The following is a 21571-nucleotide window of genomic DNA, read 5'->3' as shown; positions in this document are numbered from 1 at the left end:
GCAGCAGTGTTAATAGATATATTACTTGAATGGCACTAAGTTAAGCCCAGAGCCCCCATCATCCCGGCGTATGCAGGGATCCAGAACCCGTATCCGCGGTGAATTTATGGATTCCATCCTCAGGTCCGTAAACGGTGCATCCCTGCACCACTCCTCCGGCCTGCGCCAGAATGCCGAAAAAATGGACTCCTGCCTTAATTTAGTGCCATTCAATAGATATATTACTTTAATAAGAATGCTTAACTACATGAATTAATTATTATAGTTATTGCTATTTATCAGTGAGTGATTCCATTGGGCGATGGCCCATGTCCAGAATTCCGCGACAGTGTCCGGAGTTTCTGGCGGGAGCGGCTGGTTGAGGAATTTCAGGGCGGCCAGTAACGCAACCACGGGAGCGGCGGCATTGATCGGGTCGGAGCGATGCTGTTTGCTCAGTTTTCTGCCGCTTGTATCGGTGACCAGCGGCAGGTGTTTGTAACTCGGTGTGGGCAGTCCCAGTAGCCGCTGCAGATAGATCTGGCGTGGCGTCGAGGTCAGCAGATCGGCCCCTCGCACCACGTCGGTGATGCCCTGGTATGCATCATCCACTACCACGGCAAGTTGGTAGGCAAAGTGACCGTCCGCGCGTTTGATTATGAAGTCGCCGATCTCCCGGACGATGTTCTGATTCAGGATTCCCCGTATCCCGTCGGTAAAAGAGACTGTCTGGTCATGAGTGATCAGGCGCAGTGCATGCCGTCTTCCACTCCCCTTGGCCGACGGTAGTTTCACCCGGGTTCGGCAGGTACCGGGGTATATAACACCTTCTGCGCCAACTCGTCCCCGCTCCTGGATCTCGCTACGGCTGCAACAGCATTCGTAGAGCAGTGCCTTATTCTGTAACGTGTCAATGGCTTCCAGGTAAGCCGCATGGCGTGTGCTTTGATAGAGTACCGGTTCGTCCCACTCGAAACCCAATGATTCCAGGGTCCTGAGGATTTTCCCCGATGCCCCGGTCACTTCCCGGGGGGGGTCAATATTTTCTATTCTGATCAGCCACTTACCTTGCCTGCTTCGCGCGTCAAGATAACTGCCCATGGCGGCCACCAGGGAACCGAAATGGAGGGGGCCGGAAGGTGAGGGTGCAAAACGTCCGCGGTAATTCATAAGCTGTGAAAAGTATACTTGATTGCCCAATTAACTCAGCCGTGCACTGGAAGAAAATAAGCTACGAATGAACGCGAATAAGGTTACTTGGATATCCGGTTGAGTGGAGCAGCCACGACATGTTGTGGACATCCCCATTCCAGCCGACAAACCACAATGCCCGGCGTAGGATGCCGGTGAGGCACGAACCGCATCAAGCCTTACCGCGAATGATGCGGTTCGCAAGCTCACCGGCATCCTACGTAGTCAGCAAGCAGCGTTGCCTGATAGGGTCGGCTTCAGCCGCGGAAGTTTAATCACAGCGAAAGTAGCTCCAACCAACCTGTGCTTCGCGGTATAACTCCATCACTGGACAAAAAAGCCGGCAAGATGCCGGCTTTAAGTTTAACACGTGTGATGCGGATGGAGCTTCAGCTCATCTGCTTCTCCCTGATCTCGTCCAGGGTCTTGCAGTCGATACAGAGTGAGGCGGTAGGCCGCGCCTCCAGCCGGCGAATCCCGATCTCCACACCGCAGGCCTCACAATAACCATAGTCGTGACCATCAATAAGATTTAATGTCTCTTCTATCTTTTTGATCAGCTTCCGCTCGCGGTCACGGGTGCGCAGTTCAAGGCTGAACTCCGATTCCTGGGTGGCCCGGTCGTTGGGGTCGGGGAAGTTGGCGGCATCATCCTTCATGTGATGCACTGTCCGGTCGACTTCCTCCATCAACTCCTGCTTCCATGCCCTTAGGATGGCCCGGAAATGCTCCTCCATTGCCTCGCTCATGTACTCCTCGCCCTTTTTCTCTTTATAAGGCTTGAAGCCGAAAGGGCCGGTAAGGTCATTCTCTGGCTTTTTCTTTGCGGTCATTCAATGACTCCTGGAAAACCACGCTAACGAAGTCGGCTATGATAACCAGAATCTTCCGTTGCGGGCAACAATTGTCAGATACCCCCACGATTGGTCCGTGTTGCGGTTCCGCCAGTCAGGTAAAATGGATTTTTTCCCAACCTGTCAGCCGGGCCGGCAGGGTATAGTTATTAGTAGTTAAAAGAGTAGGTTATGTCAAATTTACAAGCACTGTTGTGGGACGTGGACGGCACCCTTGCCGATACCGAACGGGACGGCCATCGGGTGGCGTTCAATAGCGCCTTTTCCCAGGCGGGTCTGGAGTGGCATTGGGATGCGGAGTTGTACGGTCAACTGCTCAAGGTGACCGGCGGCAAGGAGCGCATCCGTTACTTCCTGGAGCGGTTTAATACGGGTTGGGAACGCCCGGCCGATCTGGACCGGTTTATCGCCGAGCTGCATCGTCGCAAGAGTGAGATTTTCGTCACCCTGATGGAGGAGGGGCTGATACCGCCGAGAAATGGGGTGATCAGACTGATCGATGAGGCGGCGGAGGCCGGCCTGCGACTGGCTATCGCTACCACCACGACGCCGGCCAATGTCGAAGCCCTGCTGAGCCGCTTCTTTGGCCATAAGGGAAAGCACCCATTTGAGCTGATAGCCGCCGGCGATGTGGTGCCGGCAAAGAAACCGGCACCGGACATTTACCTCTGGGCGCTGGAAAAAATGGATCTGCAGCCGCGCGCCTGTGTGGCGATCGAGGATTCCCATAACGGCCTCAGGTCGGCCACCGCCGCCGGCATTCAAACCGTGATCATCACCGTGAATGGCTACACCTCCGAGGAGGATTTCACCGGCGCCAGCCTGATTGTGGATCAGTTGGGCGAGCAACAGAGCCCGGCGAGGGTGTTGGGTGGAGCGGCTGACCACGCGAGCCTGGTTGACCTGGGTTTGTTACGCCGACTGCATACGCTATCCTGAGCGTATCTCCCCGGTGCAGGCAACCCACCCAACTCACCCAATTCAAGAGCGACCCGTCGGATGATAGCTGATCGAATGGCCTCTATACGCCCCTTCTATGTCATGGAGCTGCTGGCGCGCGCCCGGGAACTGGAGGGTACGGGCCGGTCGATTATCCATATGGAAGTGGGGGAACCGGACTTTGCCACCCCGGGACCCATCATAGAGGCGGGGAAACGCGCCCTGGATGAAGGTTTCACCCGCTATACGCCGGCGGTGGGCATAGCGGAGCTGCGTGCCGCCATCGCCGGGGATTATCTGAATCGATATGGGGTTCAGCTTGATCCGGGACGGGTGTTGGTGACCCCGGGATCCTCCGGGGCGCTGCAACTGGTGATGAGTATCGTGGTGAACCCGGGCGAGGCGGTGATGATGGCCGACCCAGGCTACCCCTGCAATCGTCACTTCGTACGGCTGGTGTCGGGTGAGCCGGTGACGGTCCCGGTCGGGCCGGAGACCGGCTATCAGCTGACAGCGGAGATTATCGCCCGCGAATGGACCGACAATATGCGTGCGGTGATGGTGGCCTCGCCATCAAATCCCACCGGTACGCTGATAACGCGTGAAGAGCTGACGAAGATCCACCGGGTGGTCAAAGCGCGGGGTGGCGTGCTCATTGTCGATGAGATCTATCTGGGACTGGTCTATGCGTCCGAGCCGTTTACTGCGCTCGAGGTCAGCGACGACCTGTTCATCATCAACAGTTTCTCCAAATATTACGGCATGACCGGCTGGCGACTGGGCTGGATGGTGGCTCCTGAAACTCATATCGGCGCGGCGGACCGCCTGGCGCAGAACATCTTCCTGTCGGCACCCACGCCTGCCCAGTATGCGGCGCTGGCGGCCTTTGGCGCGGAGACCCAGCGCATTGTCGAACAGCGGCGTGAGGCATTCCGGGAACGTCGGGATTACCTGTTACCGGCGCTGAGGGGGCTGGGTTTTGAGATCCCGGTGGAGCCAGAGGGGGCTTTTTATCTCTATGCCAATTGCCGCAAGATTACCGGCGACAGTTTTGCCTTCGCCTATGAGCTGCTGGAAACGGAAGGAGTGGCGATCACACCGGGAAAGGATTTTGGGGACAATCTGCCGGAGCAGCACGTGCGCTTCGCCTACACCACTTCGATGGAGAAGCTGACCGAGGGCGTGGCGCGTATCGCCCGCTTCATCAAGCGCTGAAAGGTATGCACCGCCTCAAGGCGCGGCTGCCGTGCGACCGGCACACCAGAGACGCGTGGCGCCAACCACCGCCGCGGGCATGGCGGCGAAGTTGAGCAACGGAATCATCATCAGCAGGGTGACGCCGCCGCCAAAACCCAGCGCCGTCAGGCGCATCCGCTTCAGCCGGCCATGTTGCGACTGGAAGTTCAGCCCGTGATTCCCCATGGGGTAATCGGCATACTCAATGGCCAGGAACCAGGCGCTGAACAACAACCAGAGAAAGGGCGCCAGCAGATTGATGCCGGGAATAAGGAACAACAGCAGCAGCGGCACGGCACGCAGCAGGAAATAGCGCAGTTTTACCAGCTCCGAGCGGACGGTCGGCAGCACCAGTTGCCGAAGCGATTGCCGGTTTTCCGGTGGCCGTTCACCGGTCAGCAGCTCCTCGACCTTGGCCGACAGCTGGCTGTTGAAGGGGGCGGCAATCAGATTGGCCACGGTGGTGAAGGTATAAAAGGTGATCAATATGACGCTCAGGGCGAACACCGGCCAGAGAAACCAGCGCAGGTAGCTCAGCCAGCCGGTCTCCGGCAGGAGTGAGTTGACCAGCTCGTCGAACAGGCTGAAGCCGATCCAGCCGATAATGGTGAAGACCACGATATTGATGGCTACCGGTGCCAGCAGGTAGCGCTTGAGCCCGGGCCGCAGCAGCATCTTCAGCCCCTGGAGCAGGTAATTGAATCCGGTAAACGGGTTGTTTTGCATGGCCATGGACCTGTTTCCGCAGTGGGTGATTTGAAAAAGTACTTTTGTAGACCTCATGGATAACATCGCAAGGCACCCCTGCTGCACCCCGCCCCGGAAAATCCGTAGGATGCGGTGAGTGAAACGAACCGCATCGAGGGGGTTGCCATTTCCAGCAGTGCTTGGTGTGGTTCGCAGGCTCACCGGCACCCTACGGTCGGGAAGTCGGCCGATGTTCGGGTCGATTTATGCGGCAGTTGGGTTCAATGGGACGACACCCAGTTTAACCTATCCCGGCCAGCAGTTCAGGGGTGAACCGATAAGTGCCCCAGTTCTCCAGGGACGGCAGACCGCCATCGACGGCGACCGCCGCGCACCACCCCTCTCTGGGGGAGAAATTGACGCATGGGATTGTCCGCCGTCGACTGACGTGTGAGAACACCCCTTCGCCGATCGCCTTCACCCTGGCCTCGTGTTGTGTCCATTGTTTGAAAAAGGCGCGCCTGAACCGCAGGTCATCAATCGGCTCAATGGCATTGATCCACTCGGGGCCGAACACCTTGCGGGCAATCTTGCGCAGATTGTCGCGCACCAGCTCCCGTTCCAGGTCGATGCCGACGGGCGCGTCCGTGCTGACCGCTAGCAGGGCCATGGCACCGGAATGGCTCAGATTGAAGTGGAGCGGAGTGGGGATAGCGGCAAGTTGCGGTTTGCCCTTGGCGCTATAACTGAATTGGATGGATTCCGCCGGGAGTCCTAGATAAGCGGACAGGATGAAACGCAGGCAACCCCGGGCATTGGTGAAAAGTCGCCGGTCCGTTTCCCGTACCATGCTCTGCCGCCGGGACTGTTCGTCAGCGCAGAGCAGAGGCGAGAGATCCGCCTCTATCGCATCCAGGTCGAGCAGCCAGATAGCGAGCGCGCCGGTGCGCGGCGGTGCCGGCACCGCCTCGACTATTGACCACTGTTCAATTTTCAGCATATCGGGTTCGGACTACGGTGTGGTTGGAACTATCTGTGAATGGTTTCAGACCGCTTCATGCTATTCTTCCACGATCGATAACGTTCGTCATATGAATATTTCCGAGGAGGCCCCATGAGTCTCGAACTGGTCAGCTTTCCGATCTGCCCCTTTGTACAGCGTGCGGTCATTGTCCTCAAGGAGAAGGAGGTCGATTTTTCGATCAGCTACATCGATCTTGCCGATTCGCCAAAATGGTTCAAGGAGATTTCGCCCTTCGGCAAGGTGCCGCTGCTGAAAATCGATCATGAGGTGCTGTTCGAGTCGGCCATCATCAATGAGTACCTGGACGAGGTTTATCCCCCCCGGCTGCACCCGGAGGAGCCGCTGCTGCGTGCCAAACACCGGGGCTGGATCGAGTTCGGCTCGAATCTGTTGTTTGAACAGTTCCGGCTGTTTACAGCCCGGGATGAAGACAACTTTCAGCAGCAGTGCGAGGTGTTGGGGGGGCTGTTTGCCCGGCTGGTGCCGGAACTGGGAGACGGCCCCTATTTCATGGGGGAGCGCTTCTCTCTGCTTGACGCCGCTTACGCCCCGTTCTTCATGCGTTTTGCGATTCTGAAGCAATACCGGGAGGAGCTGTCCGACCTGATGCCGACACCACTGGACCGATGGGGTCGCGCGCTGCTCGCCCGGCCCTCGGTGCAGGTGTCGGTGGTCGAGGACTTCGAGCAACGGTTCCTTGATTTTGGCCGTACCAAGGGATCCTACATCCTGCATGAGGCAGGTGCGGACGCGTGAGCGTAGCGGAGCGAACCATCCTGCGGCCGGATATCCCGGCTTACGAGGCCGGAGCGCTCTCGGAATGGCCCCTGCTGCAGCGTATCTACGCACTGCGCGGTGTCAGTGCCCCGGGGGAGCTGGATTACCGGCTGAGCGCCATGCTGCCACCCGAGGCACTGGGCGGTACCCGGGAAGCGGCGCAACTGCTGCATCGGGTGATGGTCGGGCAGGGGCGGATTCTGGTGGTGGCGGACTTCGATGCGGACGGGGCAACCAGTTGTGCCCTGGCGCTGCGTGCGCTGCGCGCCATGGGTGCCCGGGAAGTGGATTTCATTGTCCCGAACCGGTTTATCGACGGTTATGGGCTGACGCTGGAGATCGCCTGTAAATGCCTGGCCCGGAGCCCGGATCTGGTCATGACCGTGGACAACGGCATCGCGAGTCTGGATGGTGTGCGGTTGCTGCGCGAACAGGGCGTCGCAGTACTGGTGACCGACCACCACCTGCCCGGGGGAGAACTGCCCGATGCCGATGTGATTGTGAACCCGAACAACCCCGGCGAGCCTTTCCCGAGCAAGCATCTGGCCGGGGTTGGGGTGGTCTTCTATGTCATGGCCGCTTTGCGCACCTGGCTGCGGGAGGCGGGCTGGTTTGGGGAGAAGGGGCTGCCGGAACCCAACTTGGCCGACTACCTGGATCTGGTGGCCCTGGGCACGGTGGCCGACGTGGTGAGGCTCGATCATAACAACCGGATCCTGGTACAGCAGGGCCTGGCGAGAATTCGCGCCGGCCGCTGCTGCGAACTGATCCGTGCGGTATTCGCCAGCGCCGGCAAGACCCTGTCGCGGGTGGTGGCGACCGACCTCGGTTTCACCCTGGGGCCGCGATTGAATGCAGCCGGTCGCCTGGACGACATGTCCGTTGGGATAGCGGGGCTGCTGAGCGATTCCACGGCCAAGGCGGCCGAGACGGCGAATCTGCTGAACAGCCTGAATGGAGAGCGCAAGGAGATCGAGCAGGAGATGCGGCAACAGGCACTCGCCTGTCTCGCTTCGCTGGAGCTGGGTGATCGGCTCCCGTTGGGAATCTGCGTCTACCAGGAGAACTGGCATCAGGGAGTGATCGGGATCCTGGCCTCACGCATCAAGGAGCAGTATCACCGACCGGTCATCGCCTTTGCCGATGCGGATGATGAGATGCTGAAAGGATCGGCGCGATCCATCTGCGGCGTGCATATCCGCGATATTCTGGAATCGATCGCCATCGCCCACCCCCAGCTGCTGGACAAGTTTGGCGGGCACGCCATGGCGGCCGGACTGACCCTGATGAAGCGGGACCTGGAGAACTTCAGCCGCTGTTTTGATGAAGCAGTAAGGCAGCAACTCAACGGACGCGCGCTCGACGGGGCGCTGCGCTCGGACGGTGGTCTTGAGGTGGATGAGATGATCCTGAGTGTGGCGCAGCAGCTGCGTGAGGCCGGTCCCTGGGGACAGGGTTTTCCCGAGCCGCTGTTCGACGACCGGTTTGAAATCGTCCGTCAACAAACGGTGGGCGTCGGGCACGCCAAACTGGCCCTGCGTCGAGCGGGGAGGGCGGAGACGTTTGACGCCATCGCCTTCAATCAGTCCGCCGCGTTGCCCACCCATCAACCGGCGACCATCCACGCCGCCTATAGACTGGATATCAATGAGTTTCGCGGTGCCATGAACGTGCAGTTATTAATTGAATATTTTCAGGTGATTTAGCTATGTCCGACGATTTCGAATCGTATGAATTTGATGAAGAAGAGCAAACGGTTTCCCGCAGTGAAATCAAGCGCCAGATGCTGGCGCTGCAGGCGCTGGGTGAGCGGCTGGTTGGCCTCAAGCCGGCCCAATGGGAGGGGTTCGGCTTTTCGGAGGTGATGCTGGATGCACTGCGGGAGTCGCAACGGATCAAGAGCCACAATGCCATGCGCCGTCACATCCGGCGTCTGGGCAAGCTGCTCAGCCAGGAAGATACGGAAAAGGTGGAACTGTTGTTCAAGCGGACGGACGATCGGGCGATGCAGGACACGCAGCGTTTCCACCGTATCGAACAGTGGCGGGATCGGCTGATCGAGGGAGATGACAAAACTCTGTCAGATCTGTTGGATATTTGTCCTAATGTGGACGTACAACGCCTAAGGCAATTAATTCGTGCCGGTAAAAAAGAGCGCGAATTGGCCAAGCCGCCGGCGGCACAGCGAAAATTATTCAAATATCTCAGGGAGTTAGATATCGAGTGAAAACTTATTAACGGATAATTTATCGCCAAGTAAATTTAATGGCTGTATAAAATATATCCTTTCAAAGCCGGGACAAATCGCTATAATTGGGTTCGGTTGCGTCAGGTGTACCGTTTCTGACGAAAAAATCCATACGTACATTAGGCTGAGACAAGAGACTATCTGTATGACGACAAAAAACCGGCCTGTCTATCTAGACCTGACGCAGTTCCGCTTCCCGATCGCCGCCATCATGTCGGTAGGTCATCGGGCCAGCGGGGTGCTGATGATCCTGGCCATCCCCTTCCTGGCATATGCCCTTGATCTTTCACTCTCCGGACCGGAAGGTTTTGCCGAGGCGAAGATGATTTTGGACGGCCTGTTTATCAAGCTGGTCCTGTTCGTGGTTCTCTGGGCGTTGCTGCACCATTTACTGGCAGGTATCCGCTTCCTGCTGATCGATATTCACTTGGGTGTGGAGAAGGAGATTGCGACCAAGTCGGCCCAGGCCGTGATGGTGGCCGCTCCTGTTCTCGCCGTTCTGATCGGGTTGGTTCTATTATGAGTCGTCAAGCATCCGGGCTGCGCGCATGGGCGTTGCAGCGCATCAGTGCAGTCTATCTGGGTCTTTACCTTATATATATGCTCGGCCATCTGAGCTTCAACGCACCGGAATCCTACGAGGCGTGGCGGGCTTACGTTGCCGATCCCGGTGTCACCATCGGCATGCTGCTGTTTGCCGCGGCGCTGCTGATTCATGCCTGGGTCGGCATTCGTGACGTGCTGATCGATTATGTACACCCCATCATGGCAAGAGTAGGCCTGCTGAGTCTGTTTGCAATCGGCTTCATCGGTTGCGGCCTCTGGTTTGCCAAGGTTGTATTCCTCGCCGGTGTGGCAGCCTGAACACCCCATATTAACAAAGGTATATCATGACGCTAGCCAGAAGACGTTTTGATGCGCTGATTATCGGTGCCGGTGGTGCTGGCCTGAATGCAGCGCTACAGCTTGCCAACGCCAACCTGCGAGTGGCTGTTGTCTCGAAAGTATTTCCGACCCGCTCCCATACGGTGGCCGCCCAGGGTGGTGTGAATGCCGCGCTGGCCAATGTCTTCGAGGACAATTGGCACTGGCACATGTTCGACACCGTCAAGGGATCGGATTACCTGGGCGACCAGGACGCCATCGAGTTCATGTGCCGCGAGGCGATCCCCACCGTCTACGAGCTGGAGCACAACGGCGTGCCGTTCTCCCGCCTGGATAACGGCAAGATCTACCAGCGTGCCTTCGGCGGCCAGAGCCAGAATTTCGGTGGTGCCCAGGCAGCACGTACCTGTGCCGCGGCCGACCGGACCGGTCACGCCATTCTGCACACCCTGTATCAGCAGAACATCCGTGCCCGGACCCACTTCTTTGACGAGTACTTCGGGATCGAGCTGATCCGTGACGAGGAGGGGGCCATCCTGGGCGCCCTGACCCTGGAGATCGAGACCGGTGAGCCGCTGCTGATCGAGGCCAAGACCACGCTGCTGGCGACCGGTGGCGGCGGGCAGGTGTTCCGTACCACCTCCAATGCCCATATCAATACCGGTGACGGCATGGCCATGGCGTTGCGTGCCGGTGTGCCGCTGATGGATATGGAGTTCTTCCAGTTCCATCCGACCGGGATCGCCGGACGCGGTATGCTGATTACCGAGGGTGTGCGCGGTGAAGGCGGCTATCTGATCAACAAGGATGGCGAGCGCTTTATGGAGCGCTATGCCCCCAACGCCAAGGACCTGGCCAGCCGTGACGTGGTATCGCGCGCCATCGTCACCGAGGTGAAAGAGGGCCGTGGTTGCGGACCCAATGCGGATCATGTGCTGCTGAAGGTGGACCACCTGGGCGAGGATATTATCGCCAAGCGTCTGCCCGGTATTCGCGAAAGCTCGAAGATCTTTGCCGGCGTTGATCCCGCGGTCGAGCCGATCCCGGTATTTCCGACCGCCCACTATATGATGGGGGGTATCCCGACCGACCGCCTGGGCCAGGTGGTGATCCCCGCCGCGGATGGCTCCGAGCAGATCGTACCGGGACTCTATGCAGCTGGCGAGTGCGCCTGCGTATCGGTACATGGCGCCAACCGCCTCGGTGGTAACTCACTACTGGATATTCTGGTATTCGGCCGCGCGGCCGGTCAGCAGATCATCAACAATCTGAAGGATAGTCCGGAGCATCGGCCGATGAGCGAAGCCGCCATCGACCAGGCCATGGCCAAACTGACCCGCTGGGAACAGCCGGGAGAGGGGATTTCGGTGCGCGAACTGCGCGATGAGTTCCGCAAGGTGATGGAGGATCATGCCGGTGTGTTCCGCACCGACGAGATCATGGCGGAAGGTGTCGAGAAGGTAAAAGCGCTGCGCGAGAAGCTGAAGGATGTGCGTCTGGGCGACCAGAGCAAGGTGTTCAACACGGCGCGTATCGAAGCCCTGGAGCTGGAAAATCTGATCGACATCGGCATGGCGATCGTGCTTTCCGCACTGGAGCGCAAGGAGAGCCGGGGAGCCCACTCCCGTCCCGATTACACCGAGCGTGATGACGTGAACTGGCTGAAGCATTCGGTCTACTTCAAAGAGGGTGATCGACTGGATTACAAGCCGGTTCAGACCAAGCCGCTTACCGTTGAAACCTTCCCGCCGAAGCCGCGTGTCTACTGAGGGTTGTTGAATGAAATTTTTTGTTTACCGTTATAACCCGGACGTCGACACCGCCCCGCATATGCAGGAGTACGACGTCGAAGTCAGTCGAGGCATGATGCTGCGCGATGCCCTGATGGAGATCAAGCGTCAGGATGAGGCCTTTGCCTTCCGCCACTCCTGTGGCGAGGGTGTGTGTGGTTCCGACGCCGTGAATGCGAACGGCCAGAACCTGTTGGGCTGTACCACGCCGGTGAGCGAGCTGAAGGAGCCGGTGCATGTGCGCCCGTTGCCGGGGCGTCCGGTGATTCGCGATCTGGTGGTCGATATGTCCCAGTTCTATCAGCAGTACCGGGCCGTCAAACCCTACCTGATCCATAAGGACCCCCTGCCGGAGCAGGAGATCCTGCAGTCGCCGGAAGACCGGGACAAGCTGGACGGTCTTTACGAGTGCATCATGTGCGGCTGCTGCTCCACCGCCTGTCCCTCGTTCTGGTGGAACCCGGACAAGTTCCATGGACCGCAGGCCCTGCTGCAGGCGTGGCGTTTCCTGGCGGACAGCCGGGATCAAGCCACCGACGAGCGCCTGGACGCGCTGGAAGGGCCTTATAAACTGTTCCGCTGTCACACCATCATGAACTGTGTGGAGTCCTGTCCGAAATCGCTCAACCCGACCAAGGCGATCGGCAAGATCAAGGAACTGATGCTGAAGCACTCGATCTAGGGTGATTGAGCCGGTGATGGAATCCGAACTTCCTCCTCTCGGGCAGCTACGCTGGCAGTGCCGGCGTGGCATGCTCGAGCTGGATTATGTGTTGATCGGATTCCTTGATCGGCACTATGCCGGTCTCTCCCCGGAAGACCAGCGCCTGTTTATCCGTATACTGGATTTTGAGGACCAGCTGTTGCTGGACTGGGTGATGGGCAATGTGGTGCCATCCGACGCCAATATCCGCCGCCTGGTCGCCCTGATGCAGATGCGAACCTAACGATCCTAATCCTAACGTTCTTTTCCGTGACACAGGGAGTGTGATGAACCGGGAGCAGGCGCCGCTGCGCATCAGGCTTCAGCAGTCAAGAATATTAATCCTTTACCGGCATCTGTTGCATGCGCTACTGGCCGGCTATTGCGGCGTCGCCGCGGCGACCATTTCCTATCCGATCGCGATGCTGTTGCCGATCACCTGGCTTGCGCTCTCCTGGGTACTGCTGTTGAGAAATACCCGGGCCCGGGCCGGAGCTCAAACAACCATCGGCTGGGCCCCGGATGGCAGCTGGCTGATTGAGGAGGCGGGCGGAACAATCCGCCACTATCCGCTGCTGCATAGCTGCTTCAACACCCACTGGCTGACCATCCTGGGATTCCGCAGGGGACTCTTCGGTCGTCGATATTATCTGCTGCTGGCCGACAATTGCGATCCCGCGCAGCGCCGCCGGCTACGGGTCCGCCTCAAGCAACAGGTCAGTCGTCAGCTACCAGCGGTTGATAATTATTCGGTATCAGAACGGTAGGGCTCTTCTGGAACCGGTCATCCTGACGCGGAAAGTCGATATTGAAATGCAGGCCACGACTCTCCTTGCGGTGTTGTGCGGAGTGGATGATCAGGTAGGCCACCTCCACCAGGTTGCGTAACTCCAGCAGATCGTTGGTCACCCGGAAATTACTGTAGTACTCCTTGATCTCGTGCCTGAGCAGGTTGATGCGTCGCTTGGCGCGCTCCAGGCGTTTGTTGCTGCGTACGATGCCGACATAGTCCCACATGAAGTGGCGCAACTCGTTCCAGTTATGGGAGACCACCACCTCTTCGTCGGAATCGGTGACCCGGCTTTCATCCCACGGGGTGACCTCGGGCAGCTCGGCCGCCAGGGGCAGACGCCGCTCGATGTCCCGGGCCGCCTGCTGTGCATAGACCAGGCACTCCAGCAGGGAGTTGCTGGCCATGCGATTGGCGCCGTGCAGCCCGGTGTAGGAGGTCTCGCCGATGGCGAACAGATTCGGCACGTCGGTCCTGGCCTTGAGGTCGGTAATGACGCCGCCGCAGGTGTAGTGGGCGGCCGGCACCACCGGGATCGGATCGGTGGTGATGTCGATGCCGAATTCGAGGCACTTGGCATGGATATTGGGAAAATGTTCACGGATGAACTCGGCCGGTTTGTGGCTGATGTCGAGGTAGACGCAGTCCGCGCCGATCCGTTTCATCTCGTGGTCGATCGCCCGGGCGACGATATCCCGCGGCGCCAGTTCGGCGCGTCGGTCGAACTGCGGCATAAAGCGGGTACCATCCGGCAGCAGCAGTTGACCCCCTTCGCCCCGCAGCGCCTCGGTGATCAGAAAGGATTTGGCATGCGGGTGGTAGAGGCAGGTCGGATGAAACTGGATGAATTCCATATTGGCCACCCGGCAGCCGGCCCGCCAGGCCATGGCGATGCCATCTCCGGTGGATACGTCCGGGTTACTGGTATAGAGATAGACCTTGCTGGCGCCACCGGTCGCCAGGACGGTGAATTTCGCCACGAAGGTTTCGACCCGGTTGCTCTTTATATTCAGTATGTAGGCGCCAAGGCAGGGATTTTCTGCGATGCCCTGTTTGCCCCCCATGATCAGGTCAATGGCGTTATGCTGCTCGAACAGGCTGATGTTGCGACGCGCCTTGACCTGGGACTCGAGCCGGCTCTCGACCTCCTGGCCGGTGGCGTCCTTGGCGTGAATGACCCGGCGATGGGAGTGGCCGCCTTCGCGGGTGAGGTGATAACCGCCGCCCGCCGGCTTGTCCCGGGTGAAGTCCACCCCTTCGTCGAGCAGCCACTGGATGTTTTCCGGACCCTTCTCAACCACCAGGCGGACGGTCTGCTCGTCGCACAGCCCGGCCCCGGCCTCCAGGGTGTCCTGCACATGGGAATCTATCGAGTCTTCGACGTCCAGCACGGCAGAAATACCACCCTGGGCGTAATAGGTGTTACCCTCGCTCAGCCCGCGTTTGGCGATCACGGCGACACGGATGGATTCGGGCAATCGCAGGGCAAGGCTCAGGCCGGCCGCGCCGCTGCCAATAATCAGTACATCAAATTGTTTGAAGCTGTTTGTATTCATGGGGTTTGCCCGAATCCTGGCTTGGGGTCATAATTCAGCATTAAAAGGCAGGGTCCGCGGGTCGCGGACACTGTGGGGGAATCCTATCCTAATTCATGGATTTCGAGAACCGGATATTGAGAACTTATCACACAGCATGTTGTCAATCAGTTTGAGTATGGAGCGGGGCTTACCACTATCAGAGGTCACACCCTGATGGGGGAACGTCAAATTGACCAGGAGTTGGTCGAACGTGTGCAGCGTGGAGATAAGAAGGCCTTCGATCTATTGGTACTCAAGTATCAGCAGAAGGTCGCCAATCTGGTCTCCCGGTATGTGCGAGATCCCAGTGAGACTCTCGATGTGACACAGGAAGCATTCATCAAGGCCTATAAAGCTTTGCCCAACTTTCGCCGAGAGAGTGCGTTCTATACCTGGCTCTATCGGATTGCCATCAACACGGCGAAAAACTATCTGGTTGCCCAGAAGCGTCGTCCCCCCAATTCGGATATTGATGCGGAGACAGCCGAACAGCTGGATGCCGGCGCGCGGCTGAAAGAGCATGCCACGCCGGAGAATCACTTGTTGGAGAAAGAGATTGCCGAAACGGTCAATCAGGCCATCGACGAGTTGCCTGAAGACCTGCGTACCGCCATAACCCTCAGAGAGCTCGAGGGTCTCAGTTATGAGGAGATAGCCAGGGCGATGGAGTGCCCGGTAGGGACAGTGAGGTCAAGAATATTTCGTGCGCGTGCAGCCATAGATGCGAAATTGCAACCGCTCCTAGGCTGATTTTCTAATTGCAGTGGTATATCGACCCGGTCGGATAAGAAAATGACAGACGATATCAATGAGCAGATTTCCGCGCTTCTGGATAATGAGTTGAACCAGAAAGAGTTTCGTCACACCCTTGATTTGCTTGAGGAGGACGCATCGCTTCGCGGCAGTTGGGACCGCTATACCCTGATTGGCGACGCCATGCGTGGTGAGGCGGTACGGTTTTCCACTGACTCCATCGCTGACAGGGTGAAGCGCCAGCTGGAGCGGGAGCCGGTGAATTTTCCCCTGTCGCGGCCGCTCCCCGCCGGACGCCTGGGCCGTTTTCCATACCGCTGGTATAAGTCCGCCGGTGGCGCGGCGCTGGCGGCATCCGTGGCGGTAATCACGGTGCTGGCATTTCCCCAGCTCACCGACATGACGCCGGAGCCGGGTGGCCAGGTGATTGCAGAGCGCCCCGTGCTCGATCCCAAACCTTATCTGGTCCAGTCCAGCACCCGTTGGAAGAACCTTTCAGAACCGAAGGTGGAGTCGAAGCTCAACAGTTTTCTGATTGATCATAATGAATATGCGGCTCCTGGCGGTATTGGCGTCATACCCTATGCCAATTTTGTCAGTTACGACAGTAACCGCTGAAGCACATGAGATTGGTTCAAATTTTCACCGCTGTGCTGCTGATTATCGGCTCCCTGAATGCCAATGCAGCTGCAATGGAGGATGATGTACATAGCTGGCTGCAACGCATGGTCAGTGCCGTTCATACCCTGAATTATGAGGGTACCTTTGTTTTTTTACACAACGCTCAGCTAGAGAGCATGCAGATCGTCCACACCGTGGACAATGGCGGGGAAAAGGAGCGGCTGGTCTCACTCAATGGGGTCCCCCGCGAGGTGTTCAGGGATAACGCATCGGTAACCTGCATAGCCCCCGACGCCAAATCCGTCTCGATCGGAAACCGGGTCAGCGGCAATGGTCTGCGTGCGGTCTTCTCGGTCGATATCAGCCAGCTGTCCGACTACTATAATTTTCACCTGCTCGGGGAACAGCGGGTTGCCGGCCGTTCGGCCCGGGTCGTCGCCATCATACCCACGGATGCTTATCGTTACGGGTATCGTCTGTATCTGGATACCGAGTATGCGCTGCCGCTGAAAACCGACATGCTGAATGTGTCCGGTGTTTCCATATCCCAACTGATGTTTACCCAGCTGCAGGTACACACCAGCAGTAGAGAAATCGCCGAAATCTCGCTGGATGGCAAGGAGAATTATCAGTGGGTACAGCAGAAGCCGATGCGGGCAATATCCGACGCGCAGTTATCCGGATGGTCTTTCAGGGATCTTCCGAAAGGCTTCGATGTCACGCTTCATTCGAAACGAAAAGCCAAGAATCAGGCGGGGGAGATTGATCACTTCGTACTTTCCGATGGCTTGGCCTCGCTCTCTGTCTATGTCGAGGCGGCAGCCGATGTCGGACTGCGTGGCAGCTCAACCATGGGTACCGTCAATGCCTTCGGCAATGAGGTAGCCGGATATCAGGTGACCGCGGTGGGTGAGGTTCCGGCGCTGACGGTCGAGCGAATTGCCAAATCACTCCAACCGTCCAAATGACAACGATAGAAGCCCGATGATAGAAGAGCGCGCGATAGTTACCGCCACCCATGGGCAATTTGCCCAGGTGGAAACCCAGCGCGCAACCAGTTGCGGAAGCTGTGAAGCGAAGGGTGCCTGCGGTACCTCCGTACTGGCCAAGGTGTTTGGAAACCGCCGGACAGTGGTCGAGGTGTTGAATCCGATAGGCGCAACGCCGGGCGAGCGGGTGATTGTCGGCCTGGATGAATCGGCGCTGACCCGGGCCTCGTTTTTCTTCTATATCGTGCCGTTGCTGGCGTTACTTGGCGGTGGCGTGCTGGGGCAATGGTTCGCTGAACAAATCGGTTTCGTTTCCACGGAACCACTTTCAATTATCAGTGGTCTACTAGGTCTGTTGATCGGACTTGTCTGGTTACGCCGGTTTGCTTTCAGGACCAGGGGAAGCAGTGCCTATCAGGCCGTGATTCTTCGCCGGGCCGGTTCGGTTCATGTCATCAATGGGATAACCTAGGAGCCTGTCGGAGGATCGGTAACGCCCGGCAGACTCCTGGACACACGCTGTAACAGATTACAGGAGCTATACATGAAAGCGTTGTTGCATAATCGCTTAACCTCACTCTCACTGATCACCTTACTGGTATTCGCATCCTTCGCGGTACAGGCTCGATCATTGCCTGAGTTTAGTGCATTGGCGGAGGATAACAGCCCCTCGGTGGTCAATATCAGTACCAAGCAGCACAAAACTGTTCCCAATCGGTTAAACCGGGACTTCCAGATCCCGGAACTGCCGGAGGGGAGTCCGCTCAATGAGTTCTTTCGTCACTTCTTCGGGGAGGGACAGGGACAGGCCCCGGGCGAACCGCGCGAATATGACGCCCGTTCGCTCGGTTCCGGCTTCATCATCTCCGATGACGGGTACATCATGACCAATGCCCATGTCGTCAGCGGTGCCGATGAGATCCTGGTGAGGCTCAGTGACCGCCGCGAATACCTGGCCGAGGTGATCGGCATGGACAAGACCAGCGACGTGGCGCTACTGAAGATCGACGCCAAGGGTCTGCCACAGGTCAAGATCGGCAATACCAACAAGCTCAAGGTAGGGGAGTGGGTCCTCGCCATCGGTTCACCGTTCGGTTTCGATCACTCAGTGACTGCCGGTATCGTCAGTGCGAAAGGCCGTAGCCTGCCCAATGAAAACTACGTCCCCTTCATTCAGACCGATGTGGCGATCAACCCGGGCAACTCCGGTGGACCGCTGTTTAATCTTGACGGTGAAGTGGTCGGCATCAATTCCCAGATCTATAGCCGGACCGGGGGCTTCATGGGCCTCTCCTTTGCCATTCCGATCGAACTGGCGATGAACGTGGTTGATCAGTTGCGCACCAGCGGAGAGGTCAAACGCGGCTGGCTCGGTGTCATGATTCAGGATGTGACCCGTGAACTGGCCGAGTCCTTCGGCATGGAGTACCCCTATGGCGCGCTGATTGCCCGGGTGATGCCTGGCAGTCCCTCGGAGAAGGCCGGTCTGGAGGTGGGCGACGTCATACTGGAATACAATGGCACCAAACTTGAAAGTTCCTCCATGCTTCAGCATTTGGTCGGCGCCAGCAACATCGATAAACCGGCCGAGCTTGAAATTCTCCGCAACGGTCAACGCAAAAAAGTTCAGGTGAACATCGGTGAGTTGAAGAACGATATGGCCCAGGGCGGCATGCCGATACAGGAGCGACGCTCCAGCCTGGGTATGCAGGTCGTGGAACTGGACGACGAGATCAGGAACCAGTACAAGCTCGACGGGATCAAGGGCGTGTTTGTCCAGTCGGTGGATGACGGGGCGGGGAAAAAAGCCGGTATTGAGCCCGGCGACGTGATTCAGATGATCAATCGTGAGCGGGTCTCCAGCGTCGAGGAGTTTGAGGCGGCGGTCAAGAAACTGCCCAAGGGAGCGACGGTTGCCGTACTGATTCACCGCGGTAACGGTGCGCGGTTCATTCCATTGCAGGTCCCGAACGCGTAATCGCCGGGTGAATCGTACGCTCACGTTTTATTATCGCGACGGCTGCCACCTCTGTGAAGACATGTGGCAGCATCTCCAGTCGATACGCGATACGCGTCCGTTCGACCTGCAGCTGATCGACGTGGATGCCGATCCGCAGCTGCAGGTGCGATACGGCAAGCTGATCCCGGTCCTGGCCGCCGGCGATGACGTGATCTGTAACTACTACCTTGATCCGGTTGGGCTGGAGAGGTTTCTCGACAGAGCATGAGGCTATGTAACTACTCACCCGATCTGTAAGTGATTGGTCTGCCTTGTTGGCCGATCTTGATGGCGCCTCGAATCCGGCCCCTTTTTCAGATACAAGCCTGCCCTTGTTTGAGCGAAGCGAGTTTGGGCAGGCGCTGAAAATCGGGCCGGATTCGAGGAGGCAAGCCATCGTGTGAGGCCGGCAAGGCAGGCCAATCACCCCGTGAGCATTTGTGGATGCGCCTACCGGCTTATCCACCATGCATCCTTACCCCGTGAGTAGATACGAGGCTATTTGAGTACAGTACAAACTGGGGTATGATGTAGCCTTCGTGGGAACAGTTATTCCAGCACCATTGCCGACGGAACTTTTTGAAAAAAAGTTCCGTTTTTTTCAATTGGTTACACGATATTTTTAAAGTGTAATCATTCGCTGTACAACCCAGGGCTCATTACGCAGTAAATCATTCATGACAGATCTCCAGCATATCCGCAACTTCTCCATCATCGCCCACATCGACCATGGAAAATCGACCATCGCCGATCGGTTTATCCACCTTTGCGGCGGCCTGAGTGACCGGGAAATGAGCGAGCAGGTGCTGGATTCCATGGACCTGGAAAAGGAACGTGGCATCACCATCAAGGCCCAGAGTGTCACCCTCAACTACACTGCGCCCAATGGGGAGACCTATCGGCTGAATTTCATCGACACCCCCGGACATGTGGATTTCTCATACGAAGTGTCCCGTTCATTGGCCGCCTGTGAGGGGGCGCTGCTGGTGGTGGATGCGGCTCAGGGTGTCGAAGCGCAGAGCGTCGCCAACTGCTACACCGCTATTGAACAGGGTTTGGAGGTGTTGCCGGTCCTGAACAAGATCGATCTGCCGGCGGCTGACCCGGAGCGGGTGATCACCGAGATCGAAGAGATTATCGGTATCGAAGCGCATAATTCGATACGCGTGAGCGCCAAGACCGGCGTTGGGATACCCGAATTGCTGGCCCAGCTGGTGGAGTTTGTGCCGCCCCCCCAGGGTGACGAAAACAAACCGTTGCAGGCCCTGATCATCGACTCCTGGTTCGACTCCTATGTGGGGGTCATCTCACTGATCCGGGTATTCAATGGCAGGATCAAGCCCAAGGACAAGATGCTTATCATGTCAACCGGCAGGACCTTTCAGGTGGAGAAGGTGGGCGTATTTACACCGAAGCGGGAGACCCGCCCTGATCTGGGGCCGGGCGAGGTGGGCTTCGTCATTGCCGGTATCAAGGATATCAACGGGGCGCCGGTGGGTGATACGCTGACCCTGGCGGACAACAAGGCGACAACGGCTCTCCCGGGGTTTGCCGAGATGCGGCCGCGGGTCTTCTCCGGCCTGTATCCGGTCAGCTCGGACGACTATGAAAATTTCCGCGATGCCTTGCAAAAGCTGAAATTGAATGACGCCGCCCTGCATTATGAACCGGAGACCTCCCAGGCGCTCGGCTTTGGTTTCCGCTGCGGGTTTCTGGGTATGCTGCACATGGAGATTGTGCAGGAGCGACTGGAACGGGAGTACGATCTTGATCTGATCACCACGGCGCCGACGGTGATCTACGAAGTGGAAAAGACCGATGGCAGCATCGTGATGGTCGACAATCCGGCCAATCTTCCCGCGCTGAACCAGATTGCCGAAATACGCGAGCCCATTATCGAGGCTCACATCCTGGTACCCCAGGCACATCTCGGTAATGTCATCAATCTCTGTATCGAAAAACGCGGCATGCAGAAAAACCTGCAATATCTGGGTGGCCAGGTACAGGTAACCTATGAGCTGCCGATGAATGAGGTGGTGCTGGACTTTTTTGACCGGCTCAAATCCGTTAGCCGCGGATACGCCTCCTTTGAATATGAGTTCAAGCGATTTCAGCCCGCCAGTCTGGTAAAGCTGGACATCCTGATCAACGGTGAGCATGTGGATGCCCTGTCGCTGATTGTGCACAGGGAAAACTGTGAGTCGCGGGGGCGCGAGATCACCTCGCAGATGAAGGAGCTGATACCGCGGCAGATGTTTGAGGTGGCCATTCAGGCCGCTATCGGCAGTAAGATTATCGCCAGAACGACGGTCAAGGCGCTGCGTAAAAACGTCACCGCCAAGTGTTATGGTGGAGATATCACCCGCAAACGCAAGCTGCTGGAAAAGCAGAAAGCGGGGAAAAAACGCATGAAACAGGTGGGCCGTGTGGAGATACCGCAGGAGGCCTTCCTTGCCGTGTTGCGTGTTGGAAAGGACAACTGAACATTATTATCGAACACTGTTTTTCACAAACTACGCTCTGTAGTTC

General features: G+C 57.8%; 23 protein-coding genes. 18 read left to right on the top strand and 5 right to left on the bottom strand.

The genetic code is table 11. The features are described from left to right. Positions 1–252: 252 nt before the first annotated feature. Both gluQRS and dksA read right to left on the bottom strand, forming a co-directional pair. Positions 253–1149 carry a tRNA glutamyl-Q(34) synthetase GluQRS gene (gluQRS, locus tag NPX02_RS12445; protein WP_260293934.1) on the bottom strand — a complete coding sequence of 299 codons (897 nt, stop codon included), beginning with the start codon at positions 1147–1149 and terminating at the stop codon, positions 253–255. Between the two features lie 410 nt (positions 1150–1559). Then, positions 1560–2003: an RNA polymerase-binding protein DksA gene (gene dksA / locus NPX02_RS12440; RefSeq protein WP_260293933.1), complete on the bottom strand. Its 444-nt coding sequence runs from the start codon at positions 2001–2003 to the stop codon at positions 1560–1562. A 192-nt stretch (positions 2004–2195) separates the two neighbouring features. On the opposite strand from dksA, the gene NPX02_RS12435 reads away from it, so the two are divergent. Together NPX02_RS12435 and NPX02_RS12430 are read left to right on the top strand one after the other, a co-directional pair. After that, entirely contained in the window at positions 2196–2963 is a 768-nt protein-coding gene (locus NPX02_RS12435) for an HAD family hydrolase (RefSeq protein WP_260293932.1), read from the top strand. 60 nt (positions 2964–3023) lie between these two features. Continuing rightward, positions 3024–4178: a pyridoxal phosphate-dependent aminotransferase gene (locus NPX02_RS12430; protein WP_260293931.1), complete on the top strand. Its 1155-nt coding sequence runs from the start codon at positions 3024–3026 to the stop codon at positions 4176–4178. Between the two features lie 15 nt (positions 4179–4193). Here the strand turns inward: NPX02_RS12430 and cysZ are convergent, their stop codons facing one another. Both cysZ and NPX02_RS12420 read right to left on the bottom strand, forming a co-directional pair. Beyond that, positions 4194–4931 carry a sulfate transporter CysZ gene (gene cysZ / locus NPX02_RS12425; RefSeq protein WP_260293929.1) on the bottom strand — a complete coding sequence of 246 codons (738 nt, stop codon included), beginning with the start codon at positions 4929–4931 and terminating at the stop codon, positions 4194–4196. A gap of 256 nt (positions 4932–5187) precedes the next feature. Continuing rightward, a complete protein-coding gene (locus NPX02_RS12420) occupies positions 5188–5886 on the bottom strand; it encodes a 4'-phosphopantetheinyl transferase family protein (RefSeq protein WP_260293928.1) in 699 nt (232 codons plus the stop codon). A gap of 114 nt (positions 5887–6000) precedes the next feature. Between NPX02_RS12420 and NPX02_RS12415 the strand changes: the two genes are divergently transcribed. From NPX02_RS12415 to NPX02_RS12375, 9 genes are all read left to right on the top strand, one after another. Then, positions 6001–6666, top strand: coding sequence for a glutathione S-transferase family protein (locus tag NPX02_RS12415; protein WP_260293926.1), 666 nt, complete (start codon positions 6001–6003; stop codon positions 6664–6666). Beyond that, on the top strand, positions 6663–8393 hold the full coding sequence (gene recJ / locus NPX02_RS12410) for a single-stranded-DNA-specific exonuclease RecJ (RefSeq protein WP_260293925.1): 1731 nt from the start codon (positions 6663–6665) through the stop codon (positions 8391–8393). The genes NPX02_RS12415 and recJ overlap by 4 nt, the downstream gene beginning before the upstream one ends. 2 nt (positions 8394–8395) lie before the next feature. Next, complete coding sequence (gene yjgA / locus NPX02_RS12405) at positions 8396–8914, top strand: ribosome biogenesis factor YjgA (RefSeq protein WP_260293924.1); 519 nt, start codon at positions 8396–8398, stop codon at positions 8912–8914. 166 nt (positions 8915–9080) lie between these two features. Beyond that, positions 9081–9458, top strand: a complete 378-nt coding sequence (sdhC, locus tag NPX02_RS12400) for a succinate dehydrogenase, cytochrome b556 subunit (protein ID WP_260293923.1) — start codon at positions 9081–9083, stop codon at positions 9456–9458. After that, on the top strand, positions 9455–9799 hold the full coding sequence (gene sdhD, locus NPX02_RS12395; RefSeq protein WP_260293922.1) for a succinate dehydrogenase, hydrophobic membrane anchor protein: 345 nt from the start codon (positions 9455–9457) through the stop codon (positions 9797–9799). Before sdhC ends, sdhD begins: the two co-directional genes overlap by 4 nt. Before the next feature lie 26 nt (positions 9800–9825). Continuing rightward, positions 9826–11589, top strand: a complete 1764-nt coding sequence (sdhA, locus tag NPX02_RS12390) for a succinate dehydrogenase flavoprotein subunit (protein ID WP_260293921.1) — start codon at positions 9826–9828, stop codon at positions 11587–11589. A gap of 10 nt (positions 11590–11599) precedes the next feature. After that, positions 11600–12292, top strand: a complete 693-nt coding sequence (locus tag NPX02_RS12385) for a succinate dehydrogenase iron-sulfur subunit (RefSeq protein WP_260293920.1) — start codon at positions 11600–11602, stop codon at positions 12290–12292. 16 nt (positions 12293–12308) lie between these two features. Next, complete coding sequence (locus tag NPX02_RS12380) at positions 12309–12557, top strand: FAD assembly factor SdhE (RefSeq protein WP_260293919.1); 249 nt, start codon at positions 12309–12311, stop codon at positions 12555–12557. A 43-nt stretch (positions 12558–12600) separates the two neighbouring features. Beyond that, on the top strand, positions 12601–13080 hold the full coding sequence (locus NPX02_RS12375) for a protein YgfX (RefSeq protein WP_260293918.1): 480 nt from the start codon (positions 12601–12603) through the stop codon (positions 13078–13080). Here the strand turns inward: NPX02_RS12375 and nadB are convergent. Beyond that, a complete protein-coding gene (nadB, locus tag NPX02_RS12370) occupies positions 13031–14659 on the bottom strand; it encodes an L-aspartate oxidase (RefSeq protein WP_260293917.1) in 1629 nt (542 codons plus the stop codon). The two genes, NPX02_RS12375 and nadB, sit on opposite strands and share 50 nt — an antisense overlap. 195 nt (positions 14660–14854) lie before the next feature. Between nadB and rpoE the strand changes: the two genes are divergently transcribed. The 7 genes from rpoE (at position 14855) to lepA (ending at position 21525) form a co-directional block, all read left to right on the top strand. Continuing rightward, positions 14855–15430, top strand: coding sequence for an RNA polymerase sigma factor RpoE (rpoE, locus tag NPX02_RS12365; protein WP_260293916.1), 576 nt, complete (start codon positions 14855–14857; stop codon positions 15428–15430). Positions 15431–15472: 42 nt separating this feature from the next. Next, positions 15473–16051 carry a sigma-E factor negative regulatory protein gene (locus NPX02_RS12360; protein WP_260293915.1) on the top strand — a complete coding sequence of 193 codons (579 nt, stop codon included), beginning with the start codon at positions 15473–15475 and terminating at the stop codon, positions 16049–16051. 32 nt (positions 16052–16083) lie between these two features. Continuing rightward, positions 16084–17022: a MucB/RseB C-terminal domain-containing protein gene (locus NPX02_RS12355; protein ID WP_260293914.1), complete on the top strand. Its 939-nt coding sequence runs from the start codon at positions 16084–16086 to the stop codon at positions 17020–17022. 16 nt (positions 17023–17038) lie between these two features. Then, on the top strand, positions 17039–17515 hold the full coding sequence (locus tag NPX02_RS12350) for a SoxR reducing system RseC family protein (protein WP_260293913.1): 477 nt from the start codon (positions 17039–17041) through the stop codon (positions 17513–17515). A gap of 72 nt (positions 17516–17587) precedes the next feature. Then, entirely contained in the window at positions 17588–19021 is a 1434-nt protein-coding gene (locus NPX02_RS12345) for a DegQ family serine endoprotease (RefSeq protein WP_470423645.1), read from the top strand. Then, entirely contained in the window at positions 18984–19271 is a 288-nt protein-coding gene (locus NPX02_RS12340; protein WP_335342559.1) for a glutaredoxin family protein, read from the top strand. The genes NPX02_RS12345 and NPX02_RS12340 overlap by 38 nt, the downstream gene beginning before the upstream one ends. Positions 19272–19719: 448 nt before the next feature. After that, positions 19720–21525, top strand: a complete 1806-nt coding sequence (lepA, locus tag NPX02_RS12335) for a translation elongation factor 4 (RefSeq protein ID WP_260293910.1) — start codon at positions 19720–19722, stop codon at positions 21523–21525. The last annotated feature ends 46 nt before the right edge of the window (positions 21526–21571 follow it).

The sequence above is a fragment of the Sedimenticola hydrogenitrophicus genome (assembly GCF_025175675.1).
GTDB classification, from domain to species: domain Bacteria; phylum Pseudomonadota; class Gammaproteobacteria; order Chromatiales; family Chromatiaceae; genus Sedimenticola; species Sedimenticola hydrogenitrophicus.
Note: the sequence above shows the minus strand (reverse complement) of the source record. Positions and strands in the feature narration are given on the sequence as shown.

Excerpts from the sequence above, each read along its gene's own strand:
- gluQRS (WP_260293934.1), bottom strand. The coding sequence starts at position 1,149 with ATGAATTACCGCGGACGTTTTGCACCCTCACCTTCCGGCCCCCTCCAT.
- dksA (WP_260293933.1), bottom strand. The coding sequence starts at position 2,003 with ATGACCGCAAAGAAAAAGCCAGAGAATGACCTTACCGGCCCTTTCGGC.
- NPX02_RS12435 (WP_260293932.1), top strand. The coding sequence starts at position 2,196 with ATGTCAAATTTACAAGCACTGTTGTGGGACGTGGACGGCACCCTTGCC.
- NPX02_RS12430 (WP_260293931.1), top strand. The coding sequence starts at position 3,024 with ATGATAGCTGATCGAATGGCCTCTATACGCCCCTTCTATGTCATGGAG.
- cysZ (WP_260293929.1), bottom strand. The coding sequence starts at position 4,931 with ATGGCCATGCAAAACAACCCGTTTACCGGATTCAATTACCTGCTCCAG.
- NPX02_RS12420 (WP_260293928.1), bottom strand. The coding sequence starts at position 5,886 with ATGCTGAAAATTGAACAGTGGTCAATAGTCGAGGCGGTGCCGGCACCG.
- NPX02_RS12415 (WP_260293926.1), top strand. The coding sequence starts at position 6,001 with ATGAGTCTCGAACTGGTCAGCTTTCCGATCTGCCCCTTTGTACAGCGT.
- yjgA (WP_260293924.1), top strand. The coding sequence starts at position 8,396 with ATGTCCGACGATTTCGAATCGTATGAATTTGATGAAGAAGAGCAAACG.
- sdhC (WP_260293923.1), top strand. The coding sequence starts at position 9,081 with ATGACGACAAAAAACCGGCCTGTCTATCTAGACCTGACGCAGTTCCGC.
- sdhD (WP_260293922.1), top strand. The coding sequence starts at position 9,455 with ATGAGTCGTCAAGCATCCGGGCTGCGCGCATGGGCGTTGCAGCGCATC.
- sdhA (WP_260293921.1), top strand. The coding sequence starts at position 9,826 with ATGACGCTAGCCAGAAGACGTTTTGATGCGCTGATTATCGGTGCCGGT.
- NPX02_RS12385 (WP_260293920.1), top strand. The coding sequence starts at position 11,600 with ATGAAATTTTTTGTTTACCGTTATAACCCGGACGTCGACACCGCCCCG.
- NPX02_RS12380 (WP_260293919.1), top strand. The coding sequence starts at position 12,309 with ATGGAATCCGAACTTCCTCCTCTCGGGCAGCTACGCTGGCAGTGCCGG.
- NPX02_RS12375 (WP_260293918.1), top strand. The coding sequence starts at position 12,601 with ATGAACCGGGAGCAGGCGCCGCTGCGCATCAGGCTTCAGCAGTCAAGA.
- nadB (WP_260293917.1), bottom strand. The coding sequence starts at position 14,659 with ATGAATACAAACAGCTTCAAACAATTTGATGTACTGATTATTGGCAGC.
- rpoE (WP_260293916.1), top strand. The coding sequence starts at position 14,855 with ATGGGGGAACGTCAAATTGACCAGGAGTTGGTCGAACGTGTGCAGCGT.
- NPX02_RS12360 (WP_260293915.1), top strand. The coding sequence starts at position 15,473 with ATGACAGACGATATCAATGAGCAGATTTCCGCGCTTCTGGATAATGAG.
- NPX02_RS12350 (WP_260293913.1), top strand. The coding sequence starts at position 17,039 with ATGATAGAAGAGCGCGCGATAGTTACCGCCACCCATGGGCAATTTGCC.
- NPX02_RS12345 (WP_470423645.1), top strand. The coding sequence starts at position 17,588 with ATGAAAGCGTTGTTGCATAATCGCTTAACCTCACTCTCACTGATCACC.
- lepA (WP_260293910.1), top strand. The coding sequence starts at position 19,720 with ATGACAGATCTCCAGCATATCCGCAACTTCTCCATCATCGCCCACATC.